This window comes from Sorangium sp. So ce1504, assembly GCF_051521635.1.
Lineage (GTDB): Bacteria > Myxococcota_A > Polyangia > Polyangiales > Polyangiaceae > Sorangium > Sorangium cellulosum_B.
In genome coordinates, this window is sequence record NZ_CP150365.1 from 1089708 (window position 1) to 1115191 (window position 25484).

Here is a 25484-nt window from a genome sequence, read left to right on the forward strand (position 1 = left end):
CCGCCGGTCGCACGGCGACGTGGAGCTCCGAACGGACCGCGCGCGGCGCGTGCTCCCGCCCTCCAGAGCCGCTTTCCGTCATCCACCGCGGTCGTGCCGGTTCGCGCCCTCTGGTAAATTTGGAGCCGAGTTCGATCCCTGGTCCCCCTTTTGGCTTACGGAGGTTTCATGTCCTCTTGTTCCCGCGCGCTCCCGCCCACGCTCGCTGCCCTCGGTGTCGCCGCCCTCGTCTCGCTGCCCGGCCAGGCGCGCGCCGAGGACGATGCTGTTGCCATGTCGGTCGGTGTCTCCGTGTCGGTCTCCTTCGGCCAGAAGCTCGCCTTCGGTCTTGGCGCCGACCTCCGCGCGACGTTCCTCATGGAGGGCAGCTTCGCCGGAGCGTTCGACTCGGGGCACATGGGATTCGGTCCGTTCGCGCAGGCGACATGGCTCGACTTCTCTGCCGGCCGCTTCGCGATCGGCAGCCACGGCGGCGGCGATACCTCGGGCAACTCCGACCAGGTCGTCGCCTGCAGCATCGACGGTGAGCTCGGCTGGACGTACCGCACCCGCATCAGCGACGAGTTCCCGGCGCAGCACGGCCTCCACGTCGGCGCGATGGCCAGCCTGTTCGAGCCGGTGGTCGTCGATTTTTCGGCGCGCGCGGTCATTCCGGTGTCGGGCGAGCTGTTCGTCCCCGAGGGGATGTTTGGCATGGGTGTCCGCGCCAATCGGCCTTTCGGAGAGCGGTCCCATGCCATCGACGGCCGGCCGCTGCGCACGGCCGATGGCGTCGTGCTCCCGCCGGTGCTCGGGCTGGGCCCCGCTGCGTCGCGCCCGGCGCGGCTCGATCGCGCGACGCGGGCGGCGCTCGCGGGGGCGTGGCTGGACAGCGCGCGGGCCGAGTGCGGCTCGATCCCGGCGTTCCTCGCCCTCGCGCGGGACCTCGCGACGGTGGGCGCGCCCGCGTCGCTCGTGGCGCGGGCGCTCGCCGGGCTCGGCGACGAGGTGCGCCACACGGCGCGGTGCAGCGAGATCGCGAGCGCGCTCGCGGGGTGGCGCCTGAGGCCCGCGCTTCTCCCGCCTCCGGCGGCGCGCGACGCGGACCGGCAGGCGGCGCTCGTGCGGATGGCGATCGAGGCGTGGCACGACGGCTGTCTCGGCGAGGGCGCTGCGGCGGCCCGGGCGCGCCGGTCGCTCGCGGGGGCGAGGGACGAGGGCGTGCGCGCGGCGCTCGGCGAGATCGCGCGCGACGAGGCGCTGCACGCCGAGCTCGGGTGGCGCGTGCTCGCCTACTGCCTGGCCGAGGGCGGGCGCGAGGTGCGCGAGGCGGTCGGCGACGCGATGACGGGGCCAGCGCCGGCGCCGCCGGCGGACGACGCCGAGGTCGAGGGCGAGCGGAAGGAGGTGCAGGCCTTCGGCCGGCTCCCGCGCGCGGAGGCCGACGCCGCCTGGGACGAGACGTGGGCGGCGGCGCGGCGCGACGGGGAACGGATGCTCGTCGCCGCGTGAGCGGCCGCGGCGAGCGCACCTGACGGCGAGCGCGCCTCAGAGAGAAACGCACCGGACGGAATTTTCCGCTTGCGCTGCTTCCACACGCTTTCGTCTACTGGGACGATGCGCACGTGGACTCATCTCTCTTCAGTGCTGGTGATAACGATCCTCGCGGCCGTGCCGGGATGTGGAGATGACGGAGAGCCGTTCGAGGGCGTGGTCCTCGGCCTGACCGATCGGTACGTCACCGAGGGCGGCGAGATCGCCGTGAGCCGGGACATGTCGGAGTACGAGTCCGTCGAGGCCCAGGTGATCGCCGCGGACGGCGCGGTGCGGACCTTCCCTGGCGCGCTGTCGGCCGACGGCTCGCGCTGGGAGATCCCGGCGGTGCCCGAGGGCGAGTACTGGATCGTGACGACCACCGCGCCGGACGAGCGCGCGACGAACGCGCCGAGAAGCCGCGTGATGCTGCAGGCGACGGCGCGTACCGTCGATTTCGGTCGCGCGTTCTCCGGGCGGCCCGACAACAGCAACGCGACGCAGGACACCGAGGCTGCGCTCACGGCGGATGGGCTCAAGCCCTGGCACCAGCTCAGCTTCGACGCGGAGGGCGCGGTGGTGCAGCCGCTCCAGGACAGGCTCGAGCTCTACAGCTTCAATGTCGACGCGATCGCCTCGCTCGTCCCGGAGGAGGGGACGAAAGGCGCGCCCGCCGACGGGGACACGGCCTGCTCGGGCTGGGCGTTCAACTGGCGGGCGAAGGTCTTCCCGGCGTCGCACGACGGCGGGCGGCCGCTGGTCGATGCTTCCCGGGGCGATGTGCTGCACGTCACCCAGCTCGTCGAGCACCAGGTCGGCTCGCCGCCGGAGCAGGCGGACCCGCACGATCCCTGGTCCTCGTTCACCTACGAGGCGGCGGAAGCGTCGTTCTCGACGCGGGAGGTGAACATGCAAGACGGGGAGGCGATCGCCTTCGGCGGCTCGTTCGCGCCGCTCGAGCTGTCGAGCTTCGCGGCCGACCTCCGGAGTTCGCGGTTCATCGCGCAGGTGACGGCGAATGCGCCGGCCGTCCTCTCGAGCACGGTCACCTCGATGGCGATGTACCAGGAGCCCGGCACCGGCGTGCCCCTCTATGGAAGCACACCCACGTTGCTCCAGGCGCAGGTCACGAGCGGCCAGGAGCCGGTCGACCCGACCTGCTTCTCGACGGACGACACGTGCGACGCTGAGCTCTGCCCGGATGGGTGCAACGCTGCCTTGACGACGTTCCACCCCGGCGACCACGCGGCGACGTACCAGTACGGCAACCCGTACGCCGAGAGAGGCATGGAGCTGCTCGACGTGAGGGTGACGTTCCGCACGCGGGTGATGCATCCCGTCGATGAGGTCCAGGAGAGCCTGCGCGGCTTCGTCTCGGTCGTCAGGAGCGCCGAGGACGCGAACGGCGCGGCGGTGGAGCCGCTGCTCGGCTTGCCGCGGGACCCGCGGATCGACGGCGTGAGCCTGCCAGTGGACACGGTGACCGAGGGCGCCGGCGCGACACCGACCATCACCTTCGAGCCGCCCGACCTGGGCGAGCCGGACGGCTATCGCGTCGTCGTCTTCCTTTACGATGACGTGAAGGACGCGGAGGGTGCGGTGCTGAGCCAGCGCACCAGCGTGCTCAGCGTCGACACCACGGCGACCACGGTCAAGGTGCCGGAGGGCGTGCTCGAGAGCGGGCGGTACTACAGCGTGCAGATCACCGCGTACCTGGGCACGCATACGCGACAGGCGCCTTTCAAGTACCGAGGAGCGACGCTGGCCCAGTCACAGACGTACACGGGCATGTTCACGCCCTGAGGGCGGGAGCTCGCTGGCGCGCACCAGGCCCGGGCGCCGGCGGTTGGGCCCGGGTTGGGGCCACACCCTCCCGACGCCCGGCGGGCTGGCGCAGCGGCCAGTCATCTCCTGCGGGTACGGTCCACGCCGGGAAGGGCGCGGGTCGTCCGGTGGGGGCGAAACTTGCATCCCGCATGGCCCCGATGGAGCGGAATCAACATCACGCGAACACGAGCGAGCTGAACAACCTGGTCCGGCGCAACATAGAGACCCTGATCGCCGTACAAGAGAAGATGGAACGTGGGAAGACCCATCAAGAGACGGTGGCGGACGCGATCACCCGCTTCGCGGGGAGCATGACTTTCGTCTATATCCATGCTCTCCTGTTCGGGGGCTGGATCCTGTTGAACTTGGGCGTCGTCCCCGGGATCCAGCCCTTCGACCCATTCCCTTTCGTGATGCTGGCGATGATCGCATCGGTCGAGGCGATCTTCCTGTCGACCTTCGTGCTCATCAGCCAGAACCGGATGCAGGCGCTCGCGGACAAACGGGCAGATCTGGATCTCCACATCAACCTCCTCGCCGAGCACGAGGTCACGCGCTTGATCGGCCTCGTGGACGACATCGCTCGTCATCTCGGTGTCACCAGCGGACAGGACGCAACCCTGGACGAATTGAAGAGGGATGTCCGGCCCGAAGAGGTCATCGAGGAGATCGAGCGGGCGGCGCGCGACAGGTCCGGCACGTGAGGCCGCGTGAGCGCGCGAGGCCTGGATGAGCCCGGTGCGCGCGACGGGGCCCCGCCGCTACTCGAGGTCGGAGTCGCCCCCGAGGATCGGCGCGGCGCCGCCTGCTTGCTGGGTGGACCCCGCCGGCGGGTCCACGAGGGGGTCTTTCCGGAAGTTGCGCTTCGAGAAGAGGAGGATGGCGTGCGCCGCCGCATCCGATAGCTGGTCGAGCCCGGTCGCGCTGTTGTTGGCGAAGTCATCGCACTTCAAATGGTAGCAGTCGTCGTACTGCTGCCCGGCCACGCCGCCGAAGCGGATAGCCTGGTCTGCCGTCTTCAAGCCGCCAAAGCCGCTGTGCACTCCGCCGACCGGCATGTTATTGGCCTGGAACGGGGCGTAGTCAGAGCGACCGTCGAGCAGTGCCGGCGCGCTCGCGAGCCCCTGGGACTCGAAATAGTCGGTGAATACCTTCGCGATGGCGCGCGAGCCGCTCGGAGCGCCGGCACCGTCGTGCACGAACCGGACGAAGTTCGGCGAGCCGAGCATGTCGAAGTTCAGCATCAGCTCGATCTGATCCTTCTCCTGCTGTGAAAGCCCTGCCACGTAGTGGTCCGCGCCGAGGTGGATGGTCCCTTGCTCCTCGGCGCTGAACCAGATGAAGCGCAGCTTGTTCCTGGGCTCGCGTCGCTGAGCGGCGAACGTCTCGGCGATCTCCAGGATGGCAGCGGAGCCGCTGCCGTTGTCGTTCATCCCAGGACCGTTCTCGACGCTGTCGAGGTGCGCGCCGACCACGATCACATGATCCGGATCCCCGTCCAGCGTCTCCGCGATGACGTTGCGCGTCTGCCGGCGCTCCGCGAACACGTCGGCCTTGAGGCGCACCGTCAGACCGGTTGGGCCGTTCAAGACACCGTTCCTCAGGGTGTCCCCCACGGGAAAGCTGGTGATGATCGCGGGCACCGGGCCCTGGGGAGCGCCGAGCGAGCCGATGCTCAGGTGAATCCGGTTGGGAGTCCCCGTGTTGAAGATGATCACGCCCGCAGCGCCCGCAGCCAGCGCGTTCTGGTACTTCTGCCTGAACAAGCAGCCAGGACCGCCACGTTGAATGAGCGCGATCGCTCCTGCCGGGAACCCCGCGAAGTCTTCTGGCCGGCAGCCGCTGGGTGGACCGGGGTCGGGTCGAGACGGCACTTCCAGCGCGACCGCGTAGAGCGGCGCGGTCACGTCACCCGAGCCGGAATATCTCATCGTCGCATAGTCAAGACCAGCCTCGAAGGTCACCGCGCTGGGCGATACGACATGGAACTCCGGCGGTGTTCGGTCGGTCGAGAGCTCGAATTCGAAGTGGTCATCGCTCACGTCGTATCCCGCCGCTGCCGCTCTGGAAGCGACGTAGTCCGCCGACGCTTCGTAGCCGGGCGTGCCGGCGATCCGCTTGCCTCCGTTGGCGTCGGCGATCCACTGCAGCGCGAGCTGGTGCTCGCGAATCCCCGCCAGGGTCACCGCCCTGCGGAACCCTACGGTGTTCGCGCGCTCGTCGGCGAGGACCGCGCTGAGCGGCACACTGATGGCACACCCGATCAATAGAGCCAGGCCAGAGCCCCAGAGCACTCTCGTTTGCATCGCCGTCAACCTCTCGCTTCGATGGGGTCACCCGTCGCGAGCCCGGCGGGCAGGGCATCGCCATGTGCATGCATGAATGCAACAGAGGAACGCCCGGACGAGGCGAGCTCAACTCCGTGTCAGCATGCGGAAGCACCAGCGCTGGAAAGCGTGTGCGTCGGTGCGGCTGCGACGGGGTCTGTTACGGCCGGCGCGCGCGAGGAGCGATGGAAGAACGCTTGCCAGTCGGCGTACTCTACCGTCGGTTCCCTGCTCGTCAAGAACTCGTGTTGTGCCTTGGTTCGAGGCTCGAAGCTCAGGACATTCCGCTTCGTCCTGCACGCGGCGCGAGCGACTGGGGCGCTCTTACGGCGCCTGGTGATCGGAGCGTGCTGACGGGGAGGAGGGGGCAGGGGCCGGGTGCCCCGAACGGGCGACGATGGTGGAGCCCGCGTTGTCGTGGCCTCGGGCCGCACCGGCGAAAGGAAGTCCAGATGTCTCGGAGACGTCAAGCTCCAGTTGCGGAACCTGCGGGCTCGGCGCAGCTCAGCGCTTGCCCTTGGCGCTGCCTGCCTTCGCCGCGCCGCCGCCGCTCCCATGCGCGTTCGCCTTGCCGCCGCCGCCATGGTCCTTGTTGTGGACCATGACCTTGGTGCCGCCGCCGCCATGGTCCTTGTCATGGATCATGACCTTGGTGCCGCCGCCGCCATGGCCCTTGTCATGGATCATGACCTTGGTGCCGCCGCCGCCATGGTCCTTGTCATGGATCATGACCTTGACCTTGTCGCCGCCGCCATGGTCCTTGTCGTGGATCATGACCTTGACCTTGTCCCCGCCGCGATCATGATCGTGAACCTTCACGTCCACGTCGGCGCGCGCGCCCGCGTGCACGTCGACGTCGGGCCCATCGACGAAGCTCTTCACGAGGATGTTGACCCGCGGCGCCCGCGCGGCCGTCGCGATCACGCGCACGCCCGGCCGGTAGCCCCAGAGCGCCACGCGCGTCGTGCCGTGGAATCCGAGCGCGACCGTCAGTCGGAGCGGGTTCACCACCGCCGCGAGCTTGCCCACGAAGTAGAATCCGGCAGAAGCCGGCGCGAGGACGAGCACCTCGGGCCGCTCGGCCACGAGACCCAGCTTGAGCGTTCGCCCCTCGACGGCGACCGGCTTGAGGTGGGCATCGAGCACATAGACGCGCACCTCTCCCGTGGCCTCGTTGGCGACCATCTCGAGCCGGTCGTCGCCGACCACCTGGACGGAGCCGCCGTGGGGGCCCACCGTGACCTCGGACACCTTGCTCTCCGCGCTCACCCTGGCGCTCGCCACGAGCTCCGCCGTGCCGCCCGCGGGCACGTGCAGCACGCCGCTCCACGGCTTGCCCGAGATCGTGAGCGTGTAGCTGATCTCCGTCAGGTCCGCCTCGAGCTTCGGCCCCGCCGCGACAAGGAGCCCTGTCCTCGCGTCGATCGCGAGCGGGATCGTCCGCGCCTCTCCGGACGGCAGCTTCCAGACGAGCGTGCCGCCGACGTCCTCCTTGATGCGCACACCGGAGCTGGCGGTGATCGCGGCCTTCACCTGGCCGTCGCCGTCGATGCGCCAGGCGACATTCCCCTCGTCGTGCTCCTCGACCAGCGCCGCGGCGCCGAGCTCTTCGCTCAGGGCCATCTCCGCGCTGGCCGTCGCCGTGGCCTCGCCGCAGGCGGGCAGGAGCGCCAGCGTGAGAGACACGAGCGCGGTACGAGTCCTACGGATCATCGGTTCCTCCGTTGCCATCCTGTGCCTCGCCGGCCAGCGCCGGCTCGGTCGTGGCATCCTCTCGACTTCCTGGACAGCAGTGCGCCCTCCGGGGCGCCGCGGCTCATCAATCTCGTGGTGGTCACGTGTGGGGCACTCCTCCACTCCTTCGCATCAGGGATGTTCTTACCGCTGGAGCCCCTGGCGAGCCGGGCGGCGCGCGTGGCGAGGAACCGCGAGCGGCGGGCGCGGGCGGTCCGGCAGCGCCAGGAGAGCGCCGGCGGCGGAGAGCCGTAGCGCTGTGGCGCCCGAGGTCGTCCCTCGTCGCGCGGGGGTCGTGCCGAGTGGCCCGGGCCCACGCTGAGCCCGGAAGCAGGGGCGAGCTGGATGGCGTGCCGCGGCTCAGCACGCGAGCGCGCTGGCTGGGTGAAATTATGAATGTTCACAGCAGCGCGCACCTCGCTGGCCGGGCGGCAGGCTGGTCGATCGAAGTTGACACCGGACATGTGAACGCTCACACTATCGGCCGGTCGTCATGCTTTTTCTTCGCTCCGGATCGGCCGTCATGCGCATCCAGGAGACGGTCATGAAGTAGCGATCGGTCATGTTGCTCGCGGCTGGGATCGCGGTCCTGGCCAGTGGCGACCGTGGCTGCAGCAACGATCTTAGCGGCGGTGGGACTCCGGTGTAGCCGGCAGCGGCGGGAACCCCGGAAGCGACCCGACGTATCCCGCCCAGCAGCAGGCTCTCCGGGGGGATGCACCATGAACATTCTGGTTGTGTTGTACGGCAAACGCAGCTGCTCGATGCCTTGAGCGCGCGGCGAGCGACCCCGACCTACGCAAGGGCAGCGCTGAGCAGTGAGAAGATTCCAGTTTTACTTACTTAATATGACGAGGAGGACAAGATGAAATTCGGAACCAAGCAGAGCTTGCTTGCGGCGGCGACGGGCGTCCTCGCCGTGTCGTGCGTCATCGGCCCCGAGGGGGCGTACGACGCCGAGATCGAGGAGGCAGGCTCGCTCGAGGGCGCCATCACGATCGATACGAGCGCGGTCTACACGATCGTCGGCGTCCAGAGTGGAAAATGCGTGCAGGTGGCTGGGGGCAGCACCGCTGATGCAGCGGCCATGCAGATCGCCAGCTGCAACGGCTCGACGCGGCAACAGTTCCGCATGGAATCGGCGGGCGGCGGCTACTATCGCATTCGCAACGTCAACAGCAACCGTTGCATGGACGTCGCGGGCGCGTCCACCAGCGACGGCGCCGCCGTCCAGCAATACTCCTGCTGGACCGGGACAAACCAGCAATGGTCGTTCACGGACGTCGCCAGCGGCGTCGTGCGCCTCACCGCGCGCCACAGCGGCAAGTCTCTGGACGTCTACGGCCGCGGCACCGCGGACGGCACCGCCGTGATTCAATGGGCGTCGAACGGCGGCACCAATCAGCAATTCCGACTCACGCCCGTGGGCTCGGGAACCGGCGGCACAGGTGGCTCTGGCGGCACCGGCGGCACCGGCGGCACTGGCGGCTCCGGCGGCTCCGGCGGCGGCGGCTCCGCCGGCACGCGCAGCGCCGGCTGCGGCATTCCCACCTCCCTCACCAGCGGTAACCGCACCATCAACGTCAACGGCACCACGCGCCAGTACGTGCTCGACATTCCGGCGAACTACGACCCGAACAGGGCGTATCGGCTGGTGTTCGGCTGGCACTGGCGTGGCGGATCGGCCAACGACGTCGTGAACAACGGGTACTATGGGCTCAAGGCGCTGGCGAACAACAGCGCCATCTTCGTCTCGCCGAACGGCATCGACAACGGCTGGGCCAACTCGGGCGGGCGCGACATCGCCTTCGCCCGCGCCATGGTCGACTCCCTCAAAGCCAACCTGTGCGTCGACACGAGCCGCGTCTTCTCGACCGGGTGGAGCTTCGGGGGGATGATGTCGAACGCGCTCGGCTGTGATATGCCCGACGTCTTCCGAGCCATCGCGCCGATGTCCGGCGCCCTCTACAGCGGCTGCAACCAATCCAACACCCAGCCCGTCGCCGTCTGGATGTCGCACGGCCTGTCCGACAGCGTCGTCCCCATCTCGGCCGGAAGGGCGGCGCTCGACGTCTTCGTGCGCAAGAACGGCTGCAGCACCGAGACGAGCCCCGTAGGCGCCAACTCGTGCGTCGCCTATCAAGGGTGCCGGGAGGGATACCCGGTGCACCGCTGCGAGTTTGCCGGTGACCACCAGACGCCGAGCTTCGCGAGCTCGGCCATCTGGAGCTTCTTCACGCAGTTCTGACCTCGCGCCCCGCCGACGCGGCGGCGCGGGCGGCGGCAGACGCGCCCGCCCGAGCCGCCGCGTTGCCCCGCCCCGCCCATGAGCTGTCGAAGCAGGCGGTCCACCGAAGGAGCGTGCTTTCATTGGGCCGAGCGGGCCCATGCCGCACGGAGACGTGGATCTCCGATCGGACCGGGCACAAGTCGAGCGGCCAGATCCATCATTACAGGCGCGCCGCGCGCAAGGTCGCCGAGCTGCGGCTGGGCGACTTCGCCCCCTTGGATGAAGCGATCCCCGAACTGGCCGGCAAGGGACGCGCGGAAGGCCCGCGGAAGGCCCTCCCGCGCCCGCTGGACCGGCGACGCGAGCGGCGAGCGCCGAAGCCGCCATCGCGCCCGCACAGACCGTCCAGGCGCCGGCGCGAGGCGACCTCTCCGCCCCCACCTCGTCGGACGCTGAGGCCCCCGAAGGGGGCCGGTTGGGCCCGCGTTGGGCCAAGCCGACCGCGAGGGTGTCCGAGCCCCGAGCTGAATGCCCGATCGCTCCTCCGCACCAGGGAAGTCCTTGGGCTTCTTCCTTCCCTGGCCCGAGGCGAGGGCAATAACCCCTCCGGAGCCCCCCACCTGACCGGCATGGATTCCCGATTCTGTCTTGACGGCGAGGATTGCCGCCGGTACGTTGGTCTGACCAACTGACAACATGACCAGTTCCCCACGCTTCCGGACGGTGTCCCGTTCGGCGATCTACGTCGATGTCGCCGACCAGATCCGCGACGCGATCCTCAATCGCTCGCTCTCGTCAGGTGAGCGCCTGCCGCCCGAGCGCGAGCTCGCTCAGCAGTTCGGGGTCAGCCGCGCGACGATCCGCGAGGCGCTCCGCCACCTCCAGGCGCAGGGGCTGCTCGCGTCGCGCGGCCGGACCTCGCCGATGCAGGCCGCGAGCCCTGACGCGGCGGTCGACCGCTTCTGCGAGGCGCTCACCCACGTGGTCCAGCTCCGGAATGTGTCGCTCCCGGACCTCATCGAGCTGCGCGTCGCGATCGAGACCGCCGCGATGACCCGCTCGGCGGCCGCGCCTGTCACCGCTCACCTCGACGAGGCGCGCGCCGCGCTCGAGGCGATGGAGCGGGAGCAGATCTCCCCCGCCGAGTTCCACGACGTCGATATCGCATTCCACGTCGCGCTGGTCGCGGCCTCTGGCAACCAGGCGCTCGCCCTCGTGATGGTCGCGGTCAAGGACAGCGTCCGGCTCCACCTCGAAGAGGCGCTGAGGCCGCGCTCGTTCGCGGCGATCCGCCCGCGGGTGGTCGAGGAGCACCGGGCGCTCCTGCGCGCGATCGAGCGCGGTAACGCGAGGTCGGCGGCGACGCTCCTCAGGGCGCACCTCTCGGAGTTCTACGGCACATGACCCCGCTCGACGAACTTGCACTTGTCCTGGGCGACGGCCTGGTGACGGATCGGGACATCCTGGAGGGCTATCGCCGCGATCAGGCCCTCTGGGCGCCTGGCGGCTGGCCCGTCGCGGTGGCGCGGCCTGCCTCGACCTCCCAGGTGCAGGCGCTGGCGCAGTGGGCGACCCGGCACCGCACCGCGCTGGTGCCGCGCGGCGCCGGGACCGGGGTGGCCGGCGGGGCGACCGCCAGCGACGGCTGCGTGGTGCTGAGCTTCGAGCGCATGAACCGGATCCTCGCGATCGATGAGGCGGCGATGCTCGCCGTCGTCCAGCCGGGGGCGCTCAACGGCGAGCTCAAGGCCGCCGCGCACGAACGGGGGCTGTGGTATCCGCCCGACCCGTCGAGCTACGCCGTCTCGACCCTCGGCGGCAACGTCGCCACCAACGCCGGCGGCCTGTGCTGCGTGAAATACGGTGTCACGTCCGATTACGTGCTCGGCCTCGAGGCGGTCCTCGCCGACGGGACGGTGCTCCGCACGGGCGGCCGGAGCCGCAAGGACGTCGCAGGCTACGATCTGACGCGGCTCCTTGTCGGCTCCGAGGGCACCCTCGCGTTGATCACCGAGATCACGCTGCGTCTGCGGCGGCGGCCCCCGCCGGCGACAACGCTCGTCGCGACGTTCACCTCGCTCGAGGCCTCGGGCCGGGCGGTCGCGGCGATCGTCCGCTCGGTCGATGCGTCGATGCTCGAGATCATGGACCGCACGGCCGTCCGCGCCGTCGAGCGCTTCCGCCCGCTCGGCCTCGACACCGAGGCTGCCGCGATGCTGATCGCGCAGAGCGACGCGCCCGGGTCCGCCGAGCTCTCCTGCATGCAGGCGGCCTGCGAGGCCGCCGGCGGGACGGTGATCGCCACCACCGAGGACGAGAGCGAGGGGCAGATGATGCTCACCGCGCGCCGCCTCGCGCTCACGGCGCTCGCGGAGCTCGGCACGGTGCTCGTCGACGACGTCGCCGTGCCGCTGCCGCAGCTGCCGGAGATGTTCCGTCGAATCGAGGCGATCGCCGCCGCGACGCAGACCACCATCGCCACGGTGGCGCACGCGGGCGACGGCAACCTTCACCCTCTGGTCGTGTTCGATGGAAGCGACGCCGCGGCCGAGGCGCGCGCGGTCGCGGCCTTCAACGAGGTGATGGCGCAGGCGCTCGAGCTCGGCGGCACGATCACCGGCGAGCACGGCGTCGGCACGCTCAAGCGCGGTCTCCTCACCCGCCAGCTCGGCGCGGCGTCGCTCGCGCTGCACCGCCGCATCAAACACGCCTTCGACCCCGGCGGCATCCTCAACCCCGGAAAGGTGATCGACGGCTGACGTGGCGTGATGTCCGCGCTGCGCGGCGCCGCCTCGCGCCGCGCGGCGCCGCCGCGATCAGAGCCCGGTGTAGATCGTGGCGAAGGAGGCCGCCTCGCCGCGGAGCAGCAGGCTGAGACGCGGGTTCGGCACCTTGAAGGTGTGAATCTTGGCGTTCCGCACGTCGAGCACCGCGAAGGCGCCGCCCGGCGTGCTCTCGGCGAGCCCGTTCATGAGCAGGTTCAGCACGACCGAGACGCGCTTGGACGACAGCGGCTCGCCGCGGAAATACATCTTGATGACGTGGGGCGTCCCATCGATGACGAGCCCGAGCTCCGGATTCACGTTGATCTCGAGATCGCCCAGGCGGTACGTCGACGCCGGCGGCTCGAACCACGTCATCTTCGTCGAGGCGAGGAACTTGCGATATCCATTCACCACCGACGGGTAGATGCGGCGGCGCCGCTCGTCGTGCTGCGCGGCGAGGAAGCCGTCGAGCACGCTGGTGGGCTTTCCGCTCCTGTGCATGTCGACGATCGCCTCTCGCACCTGCCTGTAAAAGTCCGTGTAGAGCTCGTCCTTCCGTTCCTTGAACTCCCTGACGCCGGTCAGCTTGGGCGTCCCGGCCTTGAGAACGAAGTCGACAAAGTACGTCAGCGAGATCTTTTCCATGAAGTCTCCTGCAAAACGAAGCATTCCGGCGCGCCATCGACACGCGTCGTACGAGAGACACGCCGTCGCGCCGCGTCCTTGGTGTCTACCATGGATAGTCATCTTCGACCCGTCGGGAAAGGGATCGGTCGGACGGACATTGTCCCAACCTGTCGAGGGCGGACGGATGCGCCGCTGGTCGAAAAAGTGTTGTAATTACGAATGTTTATGCGGGTGACCGGGCGCGGCTCACCAGGCGGCGCGGGGCTGCTCCGGGCCGCGCGAGTGGCCATGACGAGAGGAGGCGCGCGCGGCAAAGGTAATCGACAGAATCCAGCTGTTCTCCAGGGGATGTCCTGTGGAGAACCCCTGTGGAGAACTGGAGAGGACGGGGTGTGATCGAGGCGTGGACCCGGTCGGACATGGTCTGTCATAACCACGTGCTCCTTGGCGCTTGACGCTGCCCGCGGGCGGAGGATGGGGCCGGAACGCCTCCGGAGCGTCTGGACTTCCCGCTCCCTCACGATGTGTTTTGCTCTGAACCTGTGTTTCGAGGTCGACTCGGCGCGCGCCTTGTCGCGCCGTCGCGACGGGAGGATTCCTGCCCCGCTCTCCCTCGCCTCGGGCATTCCGCTTGCGTGCGGCGGTCGGCCGGCCAGACTACGCCGCCGTGCTGGCCATCGAAGCGTCCTCCGTGAGGAAGGTCTACCGCGGCTTCTTCCGCCGGAGCGGCGGACAGACGGCGCTCGCGGGCCTCGACATCGCCATCCAGCGCGGCGCCGCGTTCGGGCTCATCGGCCTCAACGGCGCGGGCAAGACGACGTTCATCAAGACGCTGCTCGGCGTGGTGCGCCCCACGAGCGGCGCCGTGCGCGTGCTCGGCGGCGAGCCGGAGGACCCGGGCGTGCGCGCCAGGATCGGGTACCTGCCGGAGCGGCTCTTCTTGCCCAGCGCGTTCACGCCGCGGCAGTTCCTCGCGAGCGTGGCCCGCATGAAGGGCCTCTCGCCGGGCGAGGGCGCGCTGCGCGCGCTGGTCGAGAGGGTAGGGCTCGGGGTCGACTCGGACCGCAAGATCGGCGGGTTCTCGAAGGGGATGCGGCAGCGCCTCGGGCTCGCCGCGGCCTTGCTCGGGCAGCCGGAGCTGCTCGTGCTCGACGAGCCCACCGACGGCGTCGATCCGCTCGGCCGCGCCGAGATCCGCAGGATCCTGGGCGAAGAGCGCGCGCGGGGGGCGACCTTGTTCCTGAACTCGCACCTCCTGTCGGAGACCGAGCGCATCTGCGACCGCATCGGCATCCTCGCGGGCGGGCGGCTCGTGCGCGAGGGCGCGCTCGTCGAGCTGTGCGGCAGCGAGACGGCGTACCGCGTGCGGTTCGCGGACGGCGCCGATGCGGCGAGGCTCGCCGCGCTCGGGTTCCGCCCGATCGACGGGGAGGGCGGGTGGCGCCTGGAGGCCGAGAGCCCCGCGGCGCTCAACGAGGCGCTCGACGAGGCGCGGCGCGCCGGCGCCTTGCTCGTCGAGCTGTCGCGGGACCTGCGCGATCTGGAGGACGTGCTCGCGGAGGCGCTGGGCGCGGGCGGCGCCCGCGGAGGTGTGGCGTGAGGGCGGCGCTGAGCGTCGCCGGCGACCTCCTGCGCGAGGCCTCGTCGCGGCGGTGGTTCCTCGCCCTCGGGATCGGCGTCACGATGGCGCTCGTGGTGATCGGGGGCGCGCTGCAGCTCGAGGTGGTGGACGGCGCGCTCGCGGCGACGCGGCTCTTCGGCAAGGAGGTCGGCCGCGGCGACATCCGCTCGGTCGACGTCGCGCTCCGCTACGTCGGCCGCGCGCTGGCGTACGTCCTGTTTTACGGGGGGCTCGCGTTCGGGATCGTCTCCTGCGCCGATTTCGGCCCGAGCCTGCTGGCGCCGGGGCGCATCGAGCACCTGCTCTCGCTGCCCGTGCGGCGGTTCGAGCTCCTGCTCGGCACGTTCCTCGGCGTGCTCGCGCTCTCGCTCGTCAGCACGCTGTACGGCGCCCTCGGGATCACGGTCATCTTCGGGCTGAGGGCGGGCGTGTGGATGGCGAGCCCGATCGTGGCCGCGCTCCTCGCGAGCGTGACGTTCGCCGGCATCTACGGGGCGATGCTCACGACCGCGGTGATGGTGCGGAGCGCCGCGCTGTCCGCGGCGGTGGGGATCGCGCTGTTCATCCTCGGCATCGTCGCGGGGTACCGCGAGCAGCTCGACTCGTTCTTCGAGCCTGGCCTCGCCCGCGGGGCCTTCCGCGCGGCGACGCTCGTGCTGCCGCGGGTGTCGGCGCTCGCCGACGCGTCGGCGGAGTTCGCGGTGGCGACGGCGATCAAGGGGGATGTGCTCGCCAGCCAGGTGGCGGGGCTGCTCCTCTTCGGCCTGGCCGCGCTCGCGGTGGGCATCCACGTGTTCGAAGAGAAGGATTTCTAGGGTGGAGCGGCGATGCTGGACGAGGCGGTGAGCGATCGACATCGGCAGCTCCGCGGCGCCTGGGCGGGGGTGACGACCCGATGAGACCGATGAAGAAGCGGGGCGTGTGGCTCGCGGCGGCGATGGTCCTGCTCGCGCTCGCCGCGTGGCTGATGTCGCGAGGTGACAAGGAGAAGCCCACGGTCCGGCCCAGGAAGATCGAGTTTCCGCGCTATCCGAAGCCGGCCGAGGTGGAGCGCGCCAGCCGTCGCCGCACGCTGCCGCCGCTGTCCGCCCCGCCGCCCGGCGTCGAAGCGCCGCAATGGAAGCGCGATCCAGTGCTCGCCGCCCTGCCCGCCGATCCGATGCGCTCGGCCATGGTGTTCGAGATCGAGGCGCTCAAAGAGTCGCCGATCATGCAGATCTGGCTCGATTGCATGCTGTCGCGCGGCGACGAGCGCGCCGGCTTCGCGCGCTTGAAGGACCGATACGGGATCGACGTGCTGGAGGACGTGGAGCGCATCGCCGCGTCGAGCACGGGGCTCATGGTGCTCCAGGGATCGTTCGAGGGCGCGAGGTTCGAGCGTGAGCGATGGTCCACGCGGACGTACGGGGAGAGAGGTGTCCTCTACGAGGAAAAGGACACGGGCAGGGGCGTCGCGACGTGGGGGCCTGACGTCCTGATCTTGAACCCGCGTGCCGAGCCCGATCTCGTCGAGGACGCGATCGATCGGCTCGAATCGACCGATCCCGCGCAGGGATCCATCCTTCAGGAATACCAGGCCTACAGCGACGTCTATGGAGTGCTCTCGCCCGACGATCTCTCGAAGATGCTGCCGTCGGACCAGGACCAGCTCGCCGAGCGGATCCGAGAGACCGTCCAGCGGGTGGAGATCCACGTCGACGCCTCGGAGGATGTCGCCGTCGTCGCCGAGGTCGCCGGCCCCGCTGGCCAGGAGATGCAGGACCTGTCGAAGCTGTTCGGCGCCGCGCTCTCCATGGGGCGGCTCAACGCGAAGCGCGAAGACAATGACGAGCTCGCCGAGCTGCTCGACCACGCGCGGGTGGAGACGCAGGCGCGGCGCCCTCCCTGGGCGAGCAAGCCGGAGGAGCAGCGCTTCTCGGTCGACGTGGCGCTGCCCGTCGAGCTGCTGAAGAACCTCGGCCCGTGTCGTCGAGACCGGCCCGAGCCGGACCGGGACGTCGAGGCCGAGCCCGAGCCAGCGCCGCCGCGGTGACGCGCGCAATGCCTCAGGCAGCCCGATTGCACCCGTCACGGCCGGTCTCGGGCTGCCACCGGGCTACTACGATGCACCGACAACTGCCGCGTTCACAGGACACCGCGCACCGTTAGCTCCTTGGCTGCCTCCACGAAGAGACGAAGGGGCTCGGACCGTTGCGCCCGGTTCGGGAAGTAGATGAAGTAGCCCGGCACGGTCGGCGCGAAGCGCTCAAGGACGGGCTCGATCACGAATGGCAAGGCGGCTTGGGGGACCGAGAGCCGCACCCGGCCGACAGGCTCGCCCGGTCGGGCGGACGCCTCCGTGAGAGCACCCCCGATCGCCCTGCTGGAGCCATTTTATGGCCGTTGGTTCGCTTCGTGCCCCACCCGGGCAGGTCGCGGCCAGGTCCGCGGAGGTCGAGCGGACCACCAACCGGAGGCAGGATCATGGAAACCAGACAGAACGGCTCGCAGCCCTCCCAGAGAGCGCCAGCCGAACACTTCACCGGCACGGTCCGCGTCGACCCGCTGTTCCAGCCGAGCCCGCCCGCGCGCGCCGGCGGCGCTTACGTGACGTTCGAGCCGTGTGCGCGAAGCGACTGGCACACGCATCCGCTCGGGCAGACCCTCATCGTCACGGCTGGGTGCGGGCTGCATCAGCGGTGGGGCGAAACAATCGAGGAGATCCCACCGGGCGATGTCGTGACAATTGGCGCCGATGAGAAGCACTGGCACGGCGCCGGGCCGAGCACCGCGATGACCCACATCGCGATCCAGGAGTCCCTCGACGGCAAGAACGTCGAGCGGATGGAGAAGGTCACCGACGATCAGTACCACGGGAGGATATGAGCCATGAAAACAGCCGTTCTTCACGGGTCGCGCCTCCACGATCCACGAGCGTTCACCTGAGACCGAAGAAAAAACGAGGAGCAGTCATGCCTACGACGAACGAGAAGAGGAGTTTCGACGGAAAGGTCGCGTTCGTGACCGGGGGCGCGAGCGGCATCGGTCGCGCAGCGGCGCTGGCGTTCGCCCGCGAGGGGGCCAGCGTGGTGATCGCCGACGTGTCGGAGCGGGGCAACCAGGGAACGGCTCGCATGATCGAGGAGCGAGGCGGGCGCGCGCTCGCCGTCGAGTGCGACGTGACGCGAGCCGAGGACGTGAAGGCGGCTCTGGACAAGACCGTCGAAGCGTTCGGGCGGCTGGACTTCGCCTTCAACAACGCGGGTGTCGAGCCGAAGGCTCTGGTCCCGACCGCGGAGATGGAACAGGAGGAGTGGGATCGGATCATCAACATCGACCTCCGCGGCGTCTTCCTCTGCATGAAGTACGAGATCCCGCTGATGCTCGAGCAGGGAGGCGGCGCGATCGTGAATACCTCCTCGGGTGCCGGCGTCATCGGCATCAAAGGCAGCCCCGCGTACACCGCCGCGAAACACGGCGTGATCGGCCTCACCCGAGCGGCGGCCCTCGACTACGCAGCGCGGAACGTTCGCGTCAACGCCGTCTGCCCCGGATACATCGATACCCCGATGATGGCTCGCTACACGGGCGACACCCCCGAGGGGCGGGCGACGGTGATCGCAGAGGAGCCCGTTGGAAGGATGGGCCGGCCCGAGGAGATCGCCGCGACGGTCGTCTGGATGTGCTCGGACGCGGCGGCCTTCATGATCGGGCACGCGCTGGTCGTCGATGGCGGCCAGACGATAACCTGAGCGCGAGTCGATCATGAGATCAACCGGGCGAAGGCCCTCAAACCCAGGGGGATCCGACGGATCGCACCGGTTCGGCACCGCAAATTCGGCCTTGGGAGTTACCCTATCAGGGCCGGGAATGGCCTGGGCGATGTGGTATCAGAGCGGCTGATAAAGCTGGATCAGGTTCCCGCAGGTGTCCGAGAACACCGCGATCATGACCGGGCCCATCGGCGTGGGCTCCTGGGTGAACGCGACCTGGTGCTCCTTGAGGCGAGCGAACTCGGCCTTGAGGTCCGCCACCTCGAACGCGGTGAGCGGGATGCCCTGCGCGAACATCGCCTGCTGGAACGTCTTCGCCGCCGGGTTGGCGTTCGGCTCCAGCACGAGCTCCAGGTCGTCGGGGCCCTCCGGCGAGACCACGGTGATCCACCGGTACTCTCCGACCGGGAAATCGCTCTTCTTCTTGAAGCCGAGCACCTCCGTGTAGAACTTGAGCGCGCGCGTCTGGTCCTCGACCATGATGCTGTTGAGCTTGATCCTCATCGATCGCCTCGCTGAGCTGGTGGTTCGGGCCGACTCTGCCAGGGCCGCCCGGCTCACGCTTCTCGAAAACTGCGAAACGCGCCTGGCGGCAGCCGGCCCATCAGGGTGAGACAGCCGGGGGCGAGCTCCCACGGGAGCCTCCCCGGCACCTGGACCATCGCGCGCACGCGGCGCCGGTACGCCGACGGCGGCACGCCGATCCGCTGAGCGAACAGCGCGCTGAAGCTGCCGAGGCTGGAGAACCCGACCTCCATGCACACGTCGGTCACCGAGTGATGTCCAGCCGCCAGGAGCTGCTTGGCCAGATCAAGGCGCCGCCGGATGCGGTACTGATGCGGGGTCACGCCGAACACCGCCTCGAACTGCCGGATGAAGTGGTAGGGTGAGATCGCCACCTCCCGCGCCACGTCCTCGATCGACAACCTCGACTCGCGCACCTCGGAGAGCAGGTCCCGCGCCCGGCAGAGGTTCCTGAGCGCGTCGTGTCCGAGCAGCATCGCCGGCGACCAGGATAGAGCGTGGCGGCGGCTGCCTCAAGCGACCCCACCGGAGGGGCGCGCGAGCTACGGCCTGCGGGGTGGTCTCGCTTTCCTGCCGGCGGAGTATCGGGCTGCAACCGGACCGCGCTCGCCACGGATCGAGTGGAGCAGCCGTGGCCGAAATTGCGGTTCCATTGTCCTTTCGGACACACACGCCGTCCAGTACCGACTGTGGCGAGGCGCCGGCGGCGCGGGCTTCGAGGTCGAGGGGGCCGACGCGGCCAAAGCTTTCCTGGCCGCGCGCGGGGTCGGCGCGCGCGAGCAGGAGATCGTCTGGGACGCGATCGCCCTGCACACCACCGTGGTGATACCCCAGCGAAAGCGCCCCGAGATCGCCCTTTGCCAGATGGGCGCGGCCGTCGACGTCGGCTACGCGCCCCGGACGCTCCTGCCCGATCGGCTCGTCGAGGAGGCGCTCGGGCGCTACCCGCGGCTCGGCTTCAAGGAGGCGATGACCTCCGCGTTCTGCGGGCTGCTCCGCCGGAACGAGGCAGCCGCGGCCACCTCGCCGGTCGTGGCCGACGTCGGCGAGCGCAGGCTCGACGGGTTTCGACCCATCCACTTCTGCGACGTCATCGCGGGCGCGGCGTTCGACGAGTAGCGCTATCAGGAGCTCGGAGGGCTTCAGAGGGCGAACAGAAAATCGACGAAGGAGCGGGTCGCGCCGTCGAGGCCGAGGTACTTCTTGCCGGCGGCGGGCTCGATGACGAAGTATTCGTCCTTGGCGTGGGCGCCAGAGCCGTGGCCGAGGCCGACGTGGCCGGCGGGGAGCTCGAGCGGCTTTCCCGTGAAGAGGTAGCCGGGCCAGGAGCCGGCGAGGCGCGGCCAGATCACCGGGTTCAGGCCCGCGGCCTTGTAGACGGCGAGCTGGGTCTGGATGGGCGGCGCCTCGAGCGCGGTGTCCGTCGGGTCGTAGCTGCCCATGTTCTTGATAGCGATGTCCTTGTAGCCGCGCCTGTCGAGGTGCTTGCGCAGCTTGGCGAGCACGTCCGTTGCGGTCATGTCCGGCACCAACCGGATATCCATCTTGGCGAAGGCGCGGTGCGGCAGGATGGTCTTGGAGCCCTCTCCGATGTAGCCGGCGTAGAGGCCGTCGATGTTCACCGACGGGCGCGAGACGTAGCGCTCGAGCATGGCGCGCTCGTCGAGGTCGTTCACCCACCTGTCGACCCCGAAGACCTTCTTCCAGTCGGCGTCGTCCCAGCGCGCCGACAGGTCGTCGAGCAGCTTCTTCTGCTGGCTGGAGACCGGGCGCACGGCGTCGGTGAGGCCATCGATCATCGGCTCGTTGCCGTCCGCCGAGACCAGCGTGCCGAGCGCCTGCACCAGCCGCCAGGCCGGGCTGTCGACGACCACCTTCATGCTGGAGTGGATCTCCCCGTCGCGCGGGCCGCGCCCCCACGCCTCGCCGCTCGCCTCCAGCTCGACGTAGACGATGCCCTTCGCGCCCAGGACGACGTTGACCGTGCCCGACAGCGATTGGTCCGCCGCCGGCATCATCACGCCCTGGCATTTCGCGAGCGCCTTCATCACGTCATCGTTCCGCATCACCTGCGAGAAATGCGGCGAGCCGAGCTCCTCTTCCCCTTCGGCGACCACCACCAGGTTGACCGGCAGCTTCAGGCCAGCGGCGCGCACCGCGTGCAGCGCCGCCAGGAACGCCCCCTGCGGTCCCTTCTGGTTGACCGCGCCGCGCCCCAGGATGACCTTGCCGACGTCCGCCTTGTCGACCAGCCTGGCGGCGAAGGGCGGCGAGGACCACTCCTTCTCCTCCACCGGCTGGACGTCGTACATGAAGTAGAAGCCCATGGTCTGCTTCGCGCCGGCGTCGAGCGTCGCGAAGATGCCCGGATGCCCGTCGGTCTTCATCTTCTTGACGGTTCCGAAGCCGGCGTCGCGCAGGAGATCCATCGTCAGGTCGCAGCACTCGGCGATGCCGACGTTCTGCGCCGAGATCGACGGCTGCTGGATCCAGCGCTGGATGCGCTCGATCGACTGACTCCGCTGCTCGGCGATCCTGTCGTATACCGGCGAGAGGTCGACGGCCTTGCCGCTCGCGCCCCTGGCGAGGCGGGGAAACGAGGCGAGCAGTCCGGAGGCCGCGGCGCCGGCGATGAAGGTGCGGCGATCGATGTCCAGCATGGCGCGCAGCTTAAAGCGCGCCGGCCGGGAACGGTCCTCCCCCCGCTTTCATGCGCACCCGTCGACGGCACCGGGAGGCATGGATGCAACGGAGAAAGAGGAGGGCGTTCACGCGTGGGTGCAACGCCGAGGCAGTACGTCAGGCAAGGGCAGGCGCGCGGAGCATCGTCGATGGTTTCGCCCAGGGAGCCGAGAATCCAGTGGAGTTGATGCTCTCTCGCTCGGGTCGGCTGATGGCCATCGCGCCGGTGAGCGGGCCTCCGTCACCACGGGCGTGATGCTCGGCCGATCGCCGGCCCGAGCGCGCCTGAGTGCTCGAGCGCGTCGACGGGGCCCTCGGCTGGGCTCGGTGGGTGAGCGAGCCGTCGTCCTGCTGGAGCGAAAAGCGGCCTGCGGCGATCCTCTACATGGAGCGCCAACACACACAGGGACTCCTGGGAGAGCGCTGTGTCGTCCATCATCATGTCGTGCCAGTCGGCTCACGACGGCGACATCGAGACGCTGGTTCAGGCACCGCAGCCCGGGTGGGTACGTTGTTGACATAGCGTCGCTTTGCAGGAGGAGAGCGGGCGCATAGGAGTCTTCTGTCGTCTCAGGTGAGTGTGGCGGACTGCTCTTGACATTTTGAATCAATTTGATTTTCCTTTCATCTTGAGCCGATACAATCCGCTGGCCATAAGCGCGGAGCGCGGAGGAAATCATGGGTCACCCATCGTTCACGCTCATTCGCGTGATCTGCTGCCTTCTTACTGCGATCACGGCCGGCTGCTTGGACGGCAAAGCGCCGCTCGACGACGCTCCCCGACCAGCCACCGTTCCGGATGTATCCTTTCAAGGGCCATGCGACGGGCCAGCCCTGGCTCACGTGCGGGTCGATCGCTCGAAGAAGGCGCCAGATGCCGGCGCGGTCATCTTCGCGGCGGCGGGTGATATTTGCCTTCGTGTATCGACCGGCGGGGAGAACGGCCACGCGGCGGCCGCGGCATGGATCACCTTGGATACGTCGCTGCTCGCGGTTTCGCCCGACGACTTCAACGGCAGGCCCGCGGCCTTCAACGTGCTCGTCCGTGGGTTGAACGACGGAGAGCATCGCGTGGAGGTTCGAGTCGCGTCGAAGCCTGGAACGTTCGTCGACGTCGAGGTAGTCGGCGTGGTCGACCCGATCGATCTCGATCCGGGCGGCGATCTGGTGACAGGCACGGTCGGTCCCGCGGGAGGCGTCGTGTCCTCGAGCGGCGGTCCAGGGCTCATCTCTATACCCCCCGACGCGCTCTCGGCGCCGACGTCCATTACGATCGCGAAGTTAAGCGACACTGCGGCCGCCAGCCCTCTCCCCGACGGTCTGGTCCTCGTCGGTGGCGTGGAGCTCCTGCCGGAGGGCACACTTTTCGACGCCCCCGCCCTCGTGCTCGTCCCGCTCACGCGGCGCTTGACGCCGGGGCGACCCTTGACAGCCCTTTATTATGACCCCGCGCAGGGAGCGTGGGTGCGCTCCCTCATGTCCACGGGGGAGCACGCCAGCGCCATGGTCACGTCGGATGGGGCTCACGCCGCGTTCCTCGTGGACCATTTTTCGTCTCATGCGGTCGCACTTCCCGAACTGCCGGAGCTCGATCTCGTCCAGATCGGCACCGTTCGAAGCGCAGTTCACGTGTGCCCTATCAACTTCGATTTCGGCGTGTGGGACGGCCCACCGATCAACAACATCTTCGGCACCGCCTACAGCGACCCGATCTTCCGGCACGGCGTCTTCACGGACGTGTTCGAGCAGGTCCTGCTCCGGCCGACGGTGGGCGACGGCGGTGCGCATTATGCCATCGCGGCTCAGATCCTCGCGTCCGCGCGCAACGAGCTCGCGTCCAACGCCGATCTCCTCTATTCGCACGCTCTGCTCAGCAAGCACGTCAATCGGGGGCTGCGGGGTCTGTGGGGCTGGTACGCCGACCAGCCGGCCTCCTTCAAGCATACGACCTTCGCGAACGTTCAGGCGCGGTTCAGCAAGCTATCCGCGGCGCTCCAGGTCGTCGCCGTCGGCGCGCAGCTCGACGAGGGCGCCGCTCAGGTGGAGCTGCTCTGGGTCCTCTCGCAGGCCGCCGACCTGACGCGCATCGAGGCGATGAAATCCTACCTCGATTCGATAGGGCTGAGCGCCGATCCGGCCGTCGTGGCCGGATTCGAGGTGGCGGCCGACCGCGTTGAGGCTCGCCACGACGCGCAGCTGAACGAGTTCGTGGCCGCGGTGGCGAAGGCGGCTGAGCACGGGGTCGTGACCGTCGACACGCTCCTGGAGGCTGGATTGACGATCGGCCTGCCCGCCGTGATCGTCGATTCCCTTGTGAAAGCGAAGCTCATCACGCAGGCCGCGGGCACGAAGCTGGCGGCAGCTGCAGGGCTCGCCCTCGATCTGGCCCTCGGGAACGGGGACGCGCACCGGCGATCGAGCACCCTGTGCGCGCTGTCGACGCTCTACGCCTACGGCCTCGAGCGGGCAGACGTGGTTGTCGACGGCGTTGAGCTGGCCGAGCTCAAGTATATTGCCTTTGCGGAGCTCGCGCGCGCGGCGTCCTCGTTCGTCGAAGGAGAAGAGCTCGGCTTCACCAATTGGCTGGTTTACCTGGCCGTGGATCCTTTTGTCGGCGGCCAGCGGGACGCGACGATCACCTTCTGGAGAGACGCGTCGAGCACCGCTGAAGCGGGGCTGCGAGCGCTGGCGAGCATGAAATACAACCTCGACACCGAGCCGATGCAGACGACCGTCGACGACGAGCTCCCGTCGGTGTCGTTCGCGTGCAGGTCCGACGCGTCGATTACAAAGCAATCCTGCGGCACCGAGTTCGTGGGGTGCTATGCGGGGCCTCAGGGGAGCTGGTTCTGGACCTATAGCGTCAGCGTTCCTGACTGCACGGCGACGTTCACCATCACGGCGCCGTCGAGCGGCGAGCAGCCCGTGTACGCCGAATACTTCGCCTTCTGTGACCAGTCGCGCGCGGTGCGCTACGGCGTGGAGGACGACTTCAAGTCGTCGCAGGTGGTCATCGACCAGTGGGCGTCCACGCTGACGCCCCGCACGTCGCTCTTGGGGACGTTCCATTTCACCTCGGGCCAGTCATACAAGGTGCATGTGTCCGACCATGACCCTCTTGGGTATCAGCCGACCCCGGCGGCATGTCAGGCGGCTGGCGGCGCCTACCACATCAACGTGAATATCGATCGCGTGACGTTCACTGCGCAGGCCAAGCCGGCGGCTCCCGTGCAGGCGTCGGACCGCGAGGCGATCCGGGAGGATGGCGTGAGCATCCTCGCATGGCCGTTCGAATCAAAATCGTGGAGGCGCGTCGAGGGGAGCCCCTATCATGCGTGCTCCGATGCGACGGCGGACGACTGGAACACGACGCTCGGCGGCTGCGACACGGAGATCACGATGGGGCCTATGCGCTTACGCTCTGCGATCAGCGGGGTCATTCGATTCGCGGGCAAGAGCGCGAAGGATCCTGGGAGGGGGTATCAGCTCATCATCGAGAGCTCCAGAATACCCGGATTTTTTGTGGGCTACGCTCATCTAGCGCCGTTCGACGCCACGGGTATGGCCGGCCAGACCGTGGCCGCGTCCGGCGAGCTTCCGGTGGTGGTGGGCGATACCGGGACAGATTGCGCGCACCTTCATTTAAGTGCGTGGCGCCGTGTCCTCGATCCGGCGGCGCGCGCGCTGATCCTCGATGGTCGTAGCCCCGACGGATATACATGCAGCGATTCAAAATATGCCGCGCCGTTCGAGCTGAACCAAGAATGGTGAGCGAGCCCGCTGCGCGCTCATCCCTGTAGTCTCTGCAGATGGCCCTTTCGGTGCGTGGAGAAGCTCCGACGGTCGCCGTGCGGGGCCGGGAACGCGGGCGGCGGTTGGGCG

At 69.0% G+C, this 25484-nt stretch carries 20 protein-coding genes; 13 read left to right on the forward strand and 7 right to left on the reverse strand.

Annotation, left to right across the window (positions count from 1 at the left end; all coding sequences use genetic code 11):
• Positions 1-168 precede the first annotated feature (168 nt).
• The 3 genes from WMF39_RS04090 (at position 169) to WMF39_RS04100 (ending at position 4043) form a co-directional block, all read left to right on the forward strand.
• Positions 169-1491, forward strand: coding sequence for a hypothetical protein (locus tag WMF39_RS04090; RefSeq protein ID WP_437744239.1), 1323 nt, complete (start codon positions 169-171; stop codon positions 1489-1491).
• Between the two features lie 132 nt (positions 1492-1623).
• Positions 1624-3315, forward strand: a complete 1692-nt coding sequence (locus tag WMF39_RS04095; protein ID WP_437744240.1) for a hypothetical protein — start codon at positions 1624-1626, stop codon at positions 3313-3315.
• Between the two features lie 173 nt (positions 3316-3488).
• Positions 3489-4043, forward strand: a complete 555-nt coding sequence (locus WMF39_RS04100; protein ID WP_437744241.1) for a DUF1003 domain-containing protein — start codon at positions 3489-3491, stop codon at positions 4041-4043.
• Positions 4044-4100: 57 nt separating this feature from the next.
• On the opposite strand, the gene WMF39_RS04105 is transcribed toward WMF39_RS04100, so the two are convergent.
• A complete protein-coding gene (locus WMF39_RS04105) occupies positions 4101-5645 on the reverse strand; it encodes a M20/M25/M40 family metallo-hydrolase (RefSeq protein ID WP_437744242.1) in 1545 nt (514 codons plus the stop codon).
• Positions 5646-6170: 525 nt separating this feature from the next.
• Positions 6171-7379: a hypothetical protein gene (locus WMF39_RS04110; protein WP_437744243.1), complete on the reverse strand. Its 1209-nt coding sequence runs from the start codon at positions 7377-7379 to the stop codon at positions 6171-6173.
• A gap of 886 nt (positions 7380-8265) precedes the next feature.
• Between WMF39_RS04110 and WMF39_RS04115 the strand changes: the two genes are divergently transcribed.
• The 3 genes from WMF39_RS04115 (at position 8266) to WMF39_RS04125 (ending at position 12389) form a co-directional block, all read left to right on the forward strand.
• Positions 8266-9648, forward strand: coding sequence for an RICIN domain-containing protein (locus WMF39_RS04115; protein WP_437744244.1), 1383 nt, complete (start codon positions 8266-8268; stop codon positions 9646-9648).
• Positions 9649-10326: 678 nt separating this feature from the next.
• On the forward strand, positions 10327-11034 hold the full coding sequence (locus WMF39_RS04120; protein ID WP_437744245.1) for a FadR/GntR family transcriptional regulator: 708 nt from the start codon (positions 10327-10329) through the stop codon (positions 11032-11034).
• Positions 11031-12389, forward strand: a complete 1359-nt coding sequence (locus tag WMF39_RS04125; protein WP_437744246.1) for an FAD-binding oxidoreductase — start codon at positions 11031-11033, stop codon at positions 12387-12389. The genes WMF39_RS04120 and WMF39_RS04125 overlap by 4 nt, the downstream gene beginning before the upstream one ends.
• Positions 12390-12446: 57 nt before the next feature.
• Here the strand turns inward: WMF39_RS04125 and WMF39_RS04130 are convergent, their stop codons facing one another.
• A complete protein-coding gene (locus WMF39_RS04130) occupies positions 12447-13040 on the reverse strand; it encodes a hypothetical protein (RefSeq protein WP_272093450.1) in 594 nt (197 codons plus the stop codon).
• A 649-nt stretch (positions 13041-13689) separates the two neighbouring features.
• Here WMF39_RS04130 and WMF39_RS04135 point away from each other — a divergent pair.
• From WMF39_RS04135 to WMF39_RS04145, 3 genes are all read left to right on the forward strand, one after another.
• The gene (locus WMF39_RS04135; RefSeq protein ID WP_437744247.1) at positions 13690-14622 is read left to right on the forward strand and encodes an ABC transporter ATP-binding protein; all 933 of its coding nucleotides are present in this window, start codon (positions 13690-13692) and stop codon (positions 14620-14622) included.
• The gene (locus tag WMF39_RS04140) at positions 14619-15458 is read left to right on the forward strand and encodes a hypothetical protein (protein WP_437744248.1); all 840 of its coding nucleotides are present in this window, start codon (positions 14619-14621) and stop codon (positions 15456-15458) included. Before WMF39_RS04135 ends, WMF39_RS04140 begins: the two co-directional genes overlap by 4 nt.
• Before the next feature lie 89 nt (positions 15459-15547).
• Positions 15548-16675 (forward strand): hypothetical protein, encoded by a 1128-nt coding sequence (locus tag WMF39_RS04145; protein WP_437744249.1) that lies wholly within the window; start codon positions 15548-15550, stop codon positions 16673-16675.
• A gap of 92 nt (positions 16676-16767) precedes the next feature.
• Here WMF39_RS04145 and WMF39_RS04150 read toward each other — a convergent pair whose 3' ends face one another.
• A complete protein-coding gene (locus WMF39_RS04150) occupies positions 16768-16908 on the reverse strand; it encodes a hypothetical protein (protein ID WP_437744250.1) in 141 nt (46 codons plus the stop codon).
• A gap of 198 nt (positions 16909-17106) precedes the next feature.
• Between WMF39_RS04150 and WMF39_RS04155 the strand changes: the two genes are divergently transcribed.
• Together WMF39_RS04155 and WMF39_RS04160 are read left to right on the forward strand one after the other, a co-directional pair.
• Positions 17107-17508, forward strand: a complete 402-nt coding sequence (locus WMF39_RS04155) for a (R)-mandelonitrile lyase (protein WP_437744251.1) — start codon at positions 17107-17109, stop codon at positions 17506-17508.
• Positions 17509-17594: 86 nt separating this feature from the next.
• Positions 17595-18374: an SDR family oxidoreductase gene (locus WMF39_RS04160; RefSeq protein WP_437744252.1), complete on the forward strand. Its 780-nt coding sequence runs from the start codon at positions 17595-17597 to the stop codon at positions 18372-18374.
• 138 nt (positions 18375-18512) lie between these two features.
• Here WMF39_RS04160 and WMF39_RS04165 read toward each other — a convergent pair whose 3' ends face one another.
• Both WMF39_RS04165 and WMF39_RS04170 read right to left on the reverse strand, forming a co-directional pair.
• Positions 18513-18899 carry a VOC family protein gene (locus WMF39_RS04165; RefSeq protein ID WP_437744253.1) on the reverse strand — a complete coding sequence of 129 codons (387 nt, stop codon included), beginning with the start codon at positions 18897-18899 and terminating at the stop codon, positions 18513-18515.
• Positions 18900-18952: 53 nt separating this feature from the next.
• On the reverse strand, positions 18953-19396 hold the full coding sequence (locus WMF39_RS04170; RefSeq protein ID WP_437744254.1) for a helix-turn-helix transcriptional regulator: 444 nt from the start codon (positions 19394-19396) through the stop codon (positions 18953-18955).
• Positions 19397-19739: 343 nt separating this feature from the next.
• Between WMF39_RS04170 and WMF39_RS04175 the strand changes: the two genes are divergently transcribed.
• Positions 19740-20039, forward strand: coding sequence for a hypothetical protein (locus WMF39_RS04175; protein ID WP_437744255.1), 300 nt, complete (start codon positions 19740-19742; stop codon positions 20037-20039).
• 23 nt (positions 20040-20062) lie between these two features.
• On the opposite strand, the gene WMF39_RS04180 is transcribed toward WMF39_RS04175, so the two are convergent.
• Complete coding sequence (locus tag WMF39_RS04180) at positions 20063-21580, reverse strand: M20/M25/M40 family metallo-hydrolase (protein ID WP_437744256.1); 1518 nt, start codon at positions 21578-21580, stop codon at positions 20063-20065.
• A 700-nt stretch (positions 21581-22280) separates the two neighbouring features.
• On the opposite strand from WMF39_RS04180, the gene WMF39_RS04185 reads away from it, so the two are divergent.
• Entirely contained in the window at positions 22281-25373 is a 3093-nt protein-coding gene (locus WMF39_RS04185) for a hypothetical protein (RefSeq protein WP_437744257.1), read from the forward strand.
• Positions 25374-25484: the final 111 nt, after the last annotated feature.

Coding starts and splice junctions, on each gene's coding strand:
- WMF39_RS04090 (WP_437744239.1), top strand. CDS start 169: ATGTCCTCTTGTTCCCGCGCGCTCCCGCCCACGCTCGCTGCCCTCGGT.
- WMF39_RS04100 (WP_437744241.1), top strand. CDS start 3,489: ATGGCCCCGATGGAGCGGAATCAACATCACGCGAACACGAGCGAGCTG.
- WMF39_RS04105 (WP_437744242.1), bottom strand. CDS start 5,645: ATGCAAACGAGAGTGCTCTGGGGCTCTGGCCTGGCTCTATTGATCGGG.
- WMF39_RS04110 (WP_437744243.1), bottom strand. CDS start 7,379: ATGATCCGTAGGACTCGTACCGCGCTCGTGTCTCTCACGCTGGCGCTC.
- WMF39_RS04115 (WP_437744244.1), top strand. CDS start 8,266: ATGAAATTCGGAACCAAGCAGAGCTTGCTTGCGGCGGCGACGGGCGTC.
- WMF39_RS04120 (WP_437744245.1), top strand. CDS start 10,327: ATGACCAGTTCCCCACGCTTCCGGACGGTGTCCCGTTCGGCGATCTAC.
- WMF39_RS04125 (WP_437744246.1), top strand. CDS start 11,031: ATGACCCCGCTCGACGAACTTGCACTTGTCCTGGGCGACGGCCTGGTG.
- WMF39_RS04130 (WP_272093450.1), bottom strand. CDS start 13,040: ATGGAAAAGATCTCGCTGACGTACTTTGTCGACTTCGTTCTCAAGGCC.
- WMF39_RS04145 (WP_437744249.1), top strand. CDS start 15,548: ATGAAGAAGCGGGGCGTGTGGCTCGCGGCGGCGATGGTCCTGCTCGCG.
- WMF39_RS04155 (WP_437744251.1), top strand. CDS start 17,107: ATGGAAACCAGACAGAACGGCTCGCAGCCCTCCCAGAGAGCGCCAGCC.
- WMF39_RS04160 (WP_437744252.1), top strand. CDS start 17,595: ATGCCTACGACGAACGAGAAGAGGAGTTTCGACGGAAAGGTCGCGTTC.
- WMF39_RS04165 (WP_437744253.1), bottom strand. CDS start 18,899: ATGAGGATCAAGCTCAACAGCATCATGGTCGAGGACCAGACGCGCGCG.
- WMF39_RS04170 (WP_437744254.1), bottom strand. CDS start 19,396: ATGCTGCTCGGACACGACGCGCTCAGGAACCTCTGCCGGGCGCGGGAC.
- WMF39_RS04180 (WP_437744256.1), bottom strand. CDS start 21,580: ATGCTGGACATCGATCGCCGCACCTTCATCGCCGGCGCCGCGGCCTCC.
- WMF39_RS04185 (WP_437744257.1), top strand. CDS start 22,281: ATGGGTCACCCATCGTTCACGCTCATTCGCGTGATCTGCTGCCTTCTT.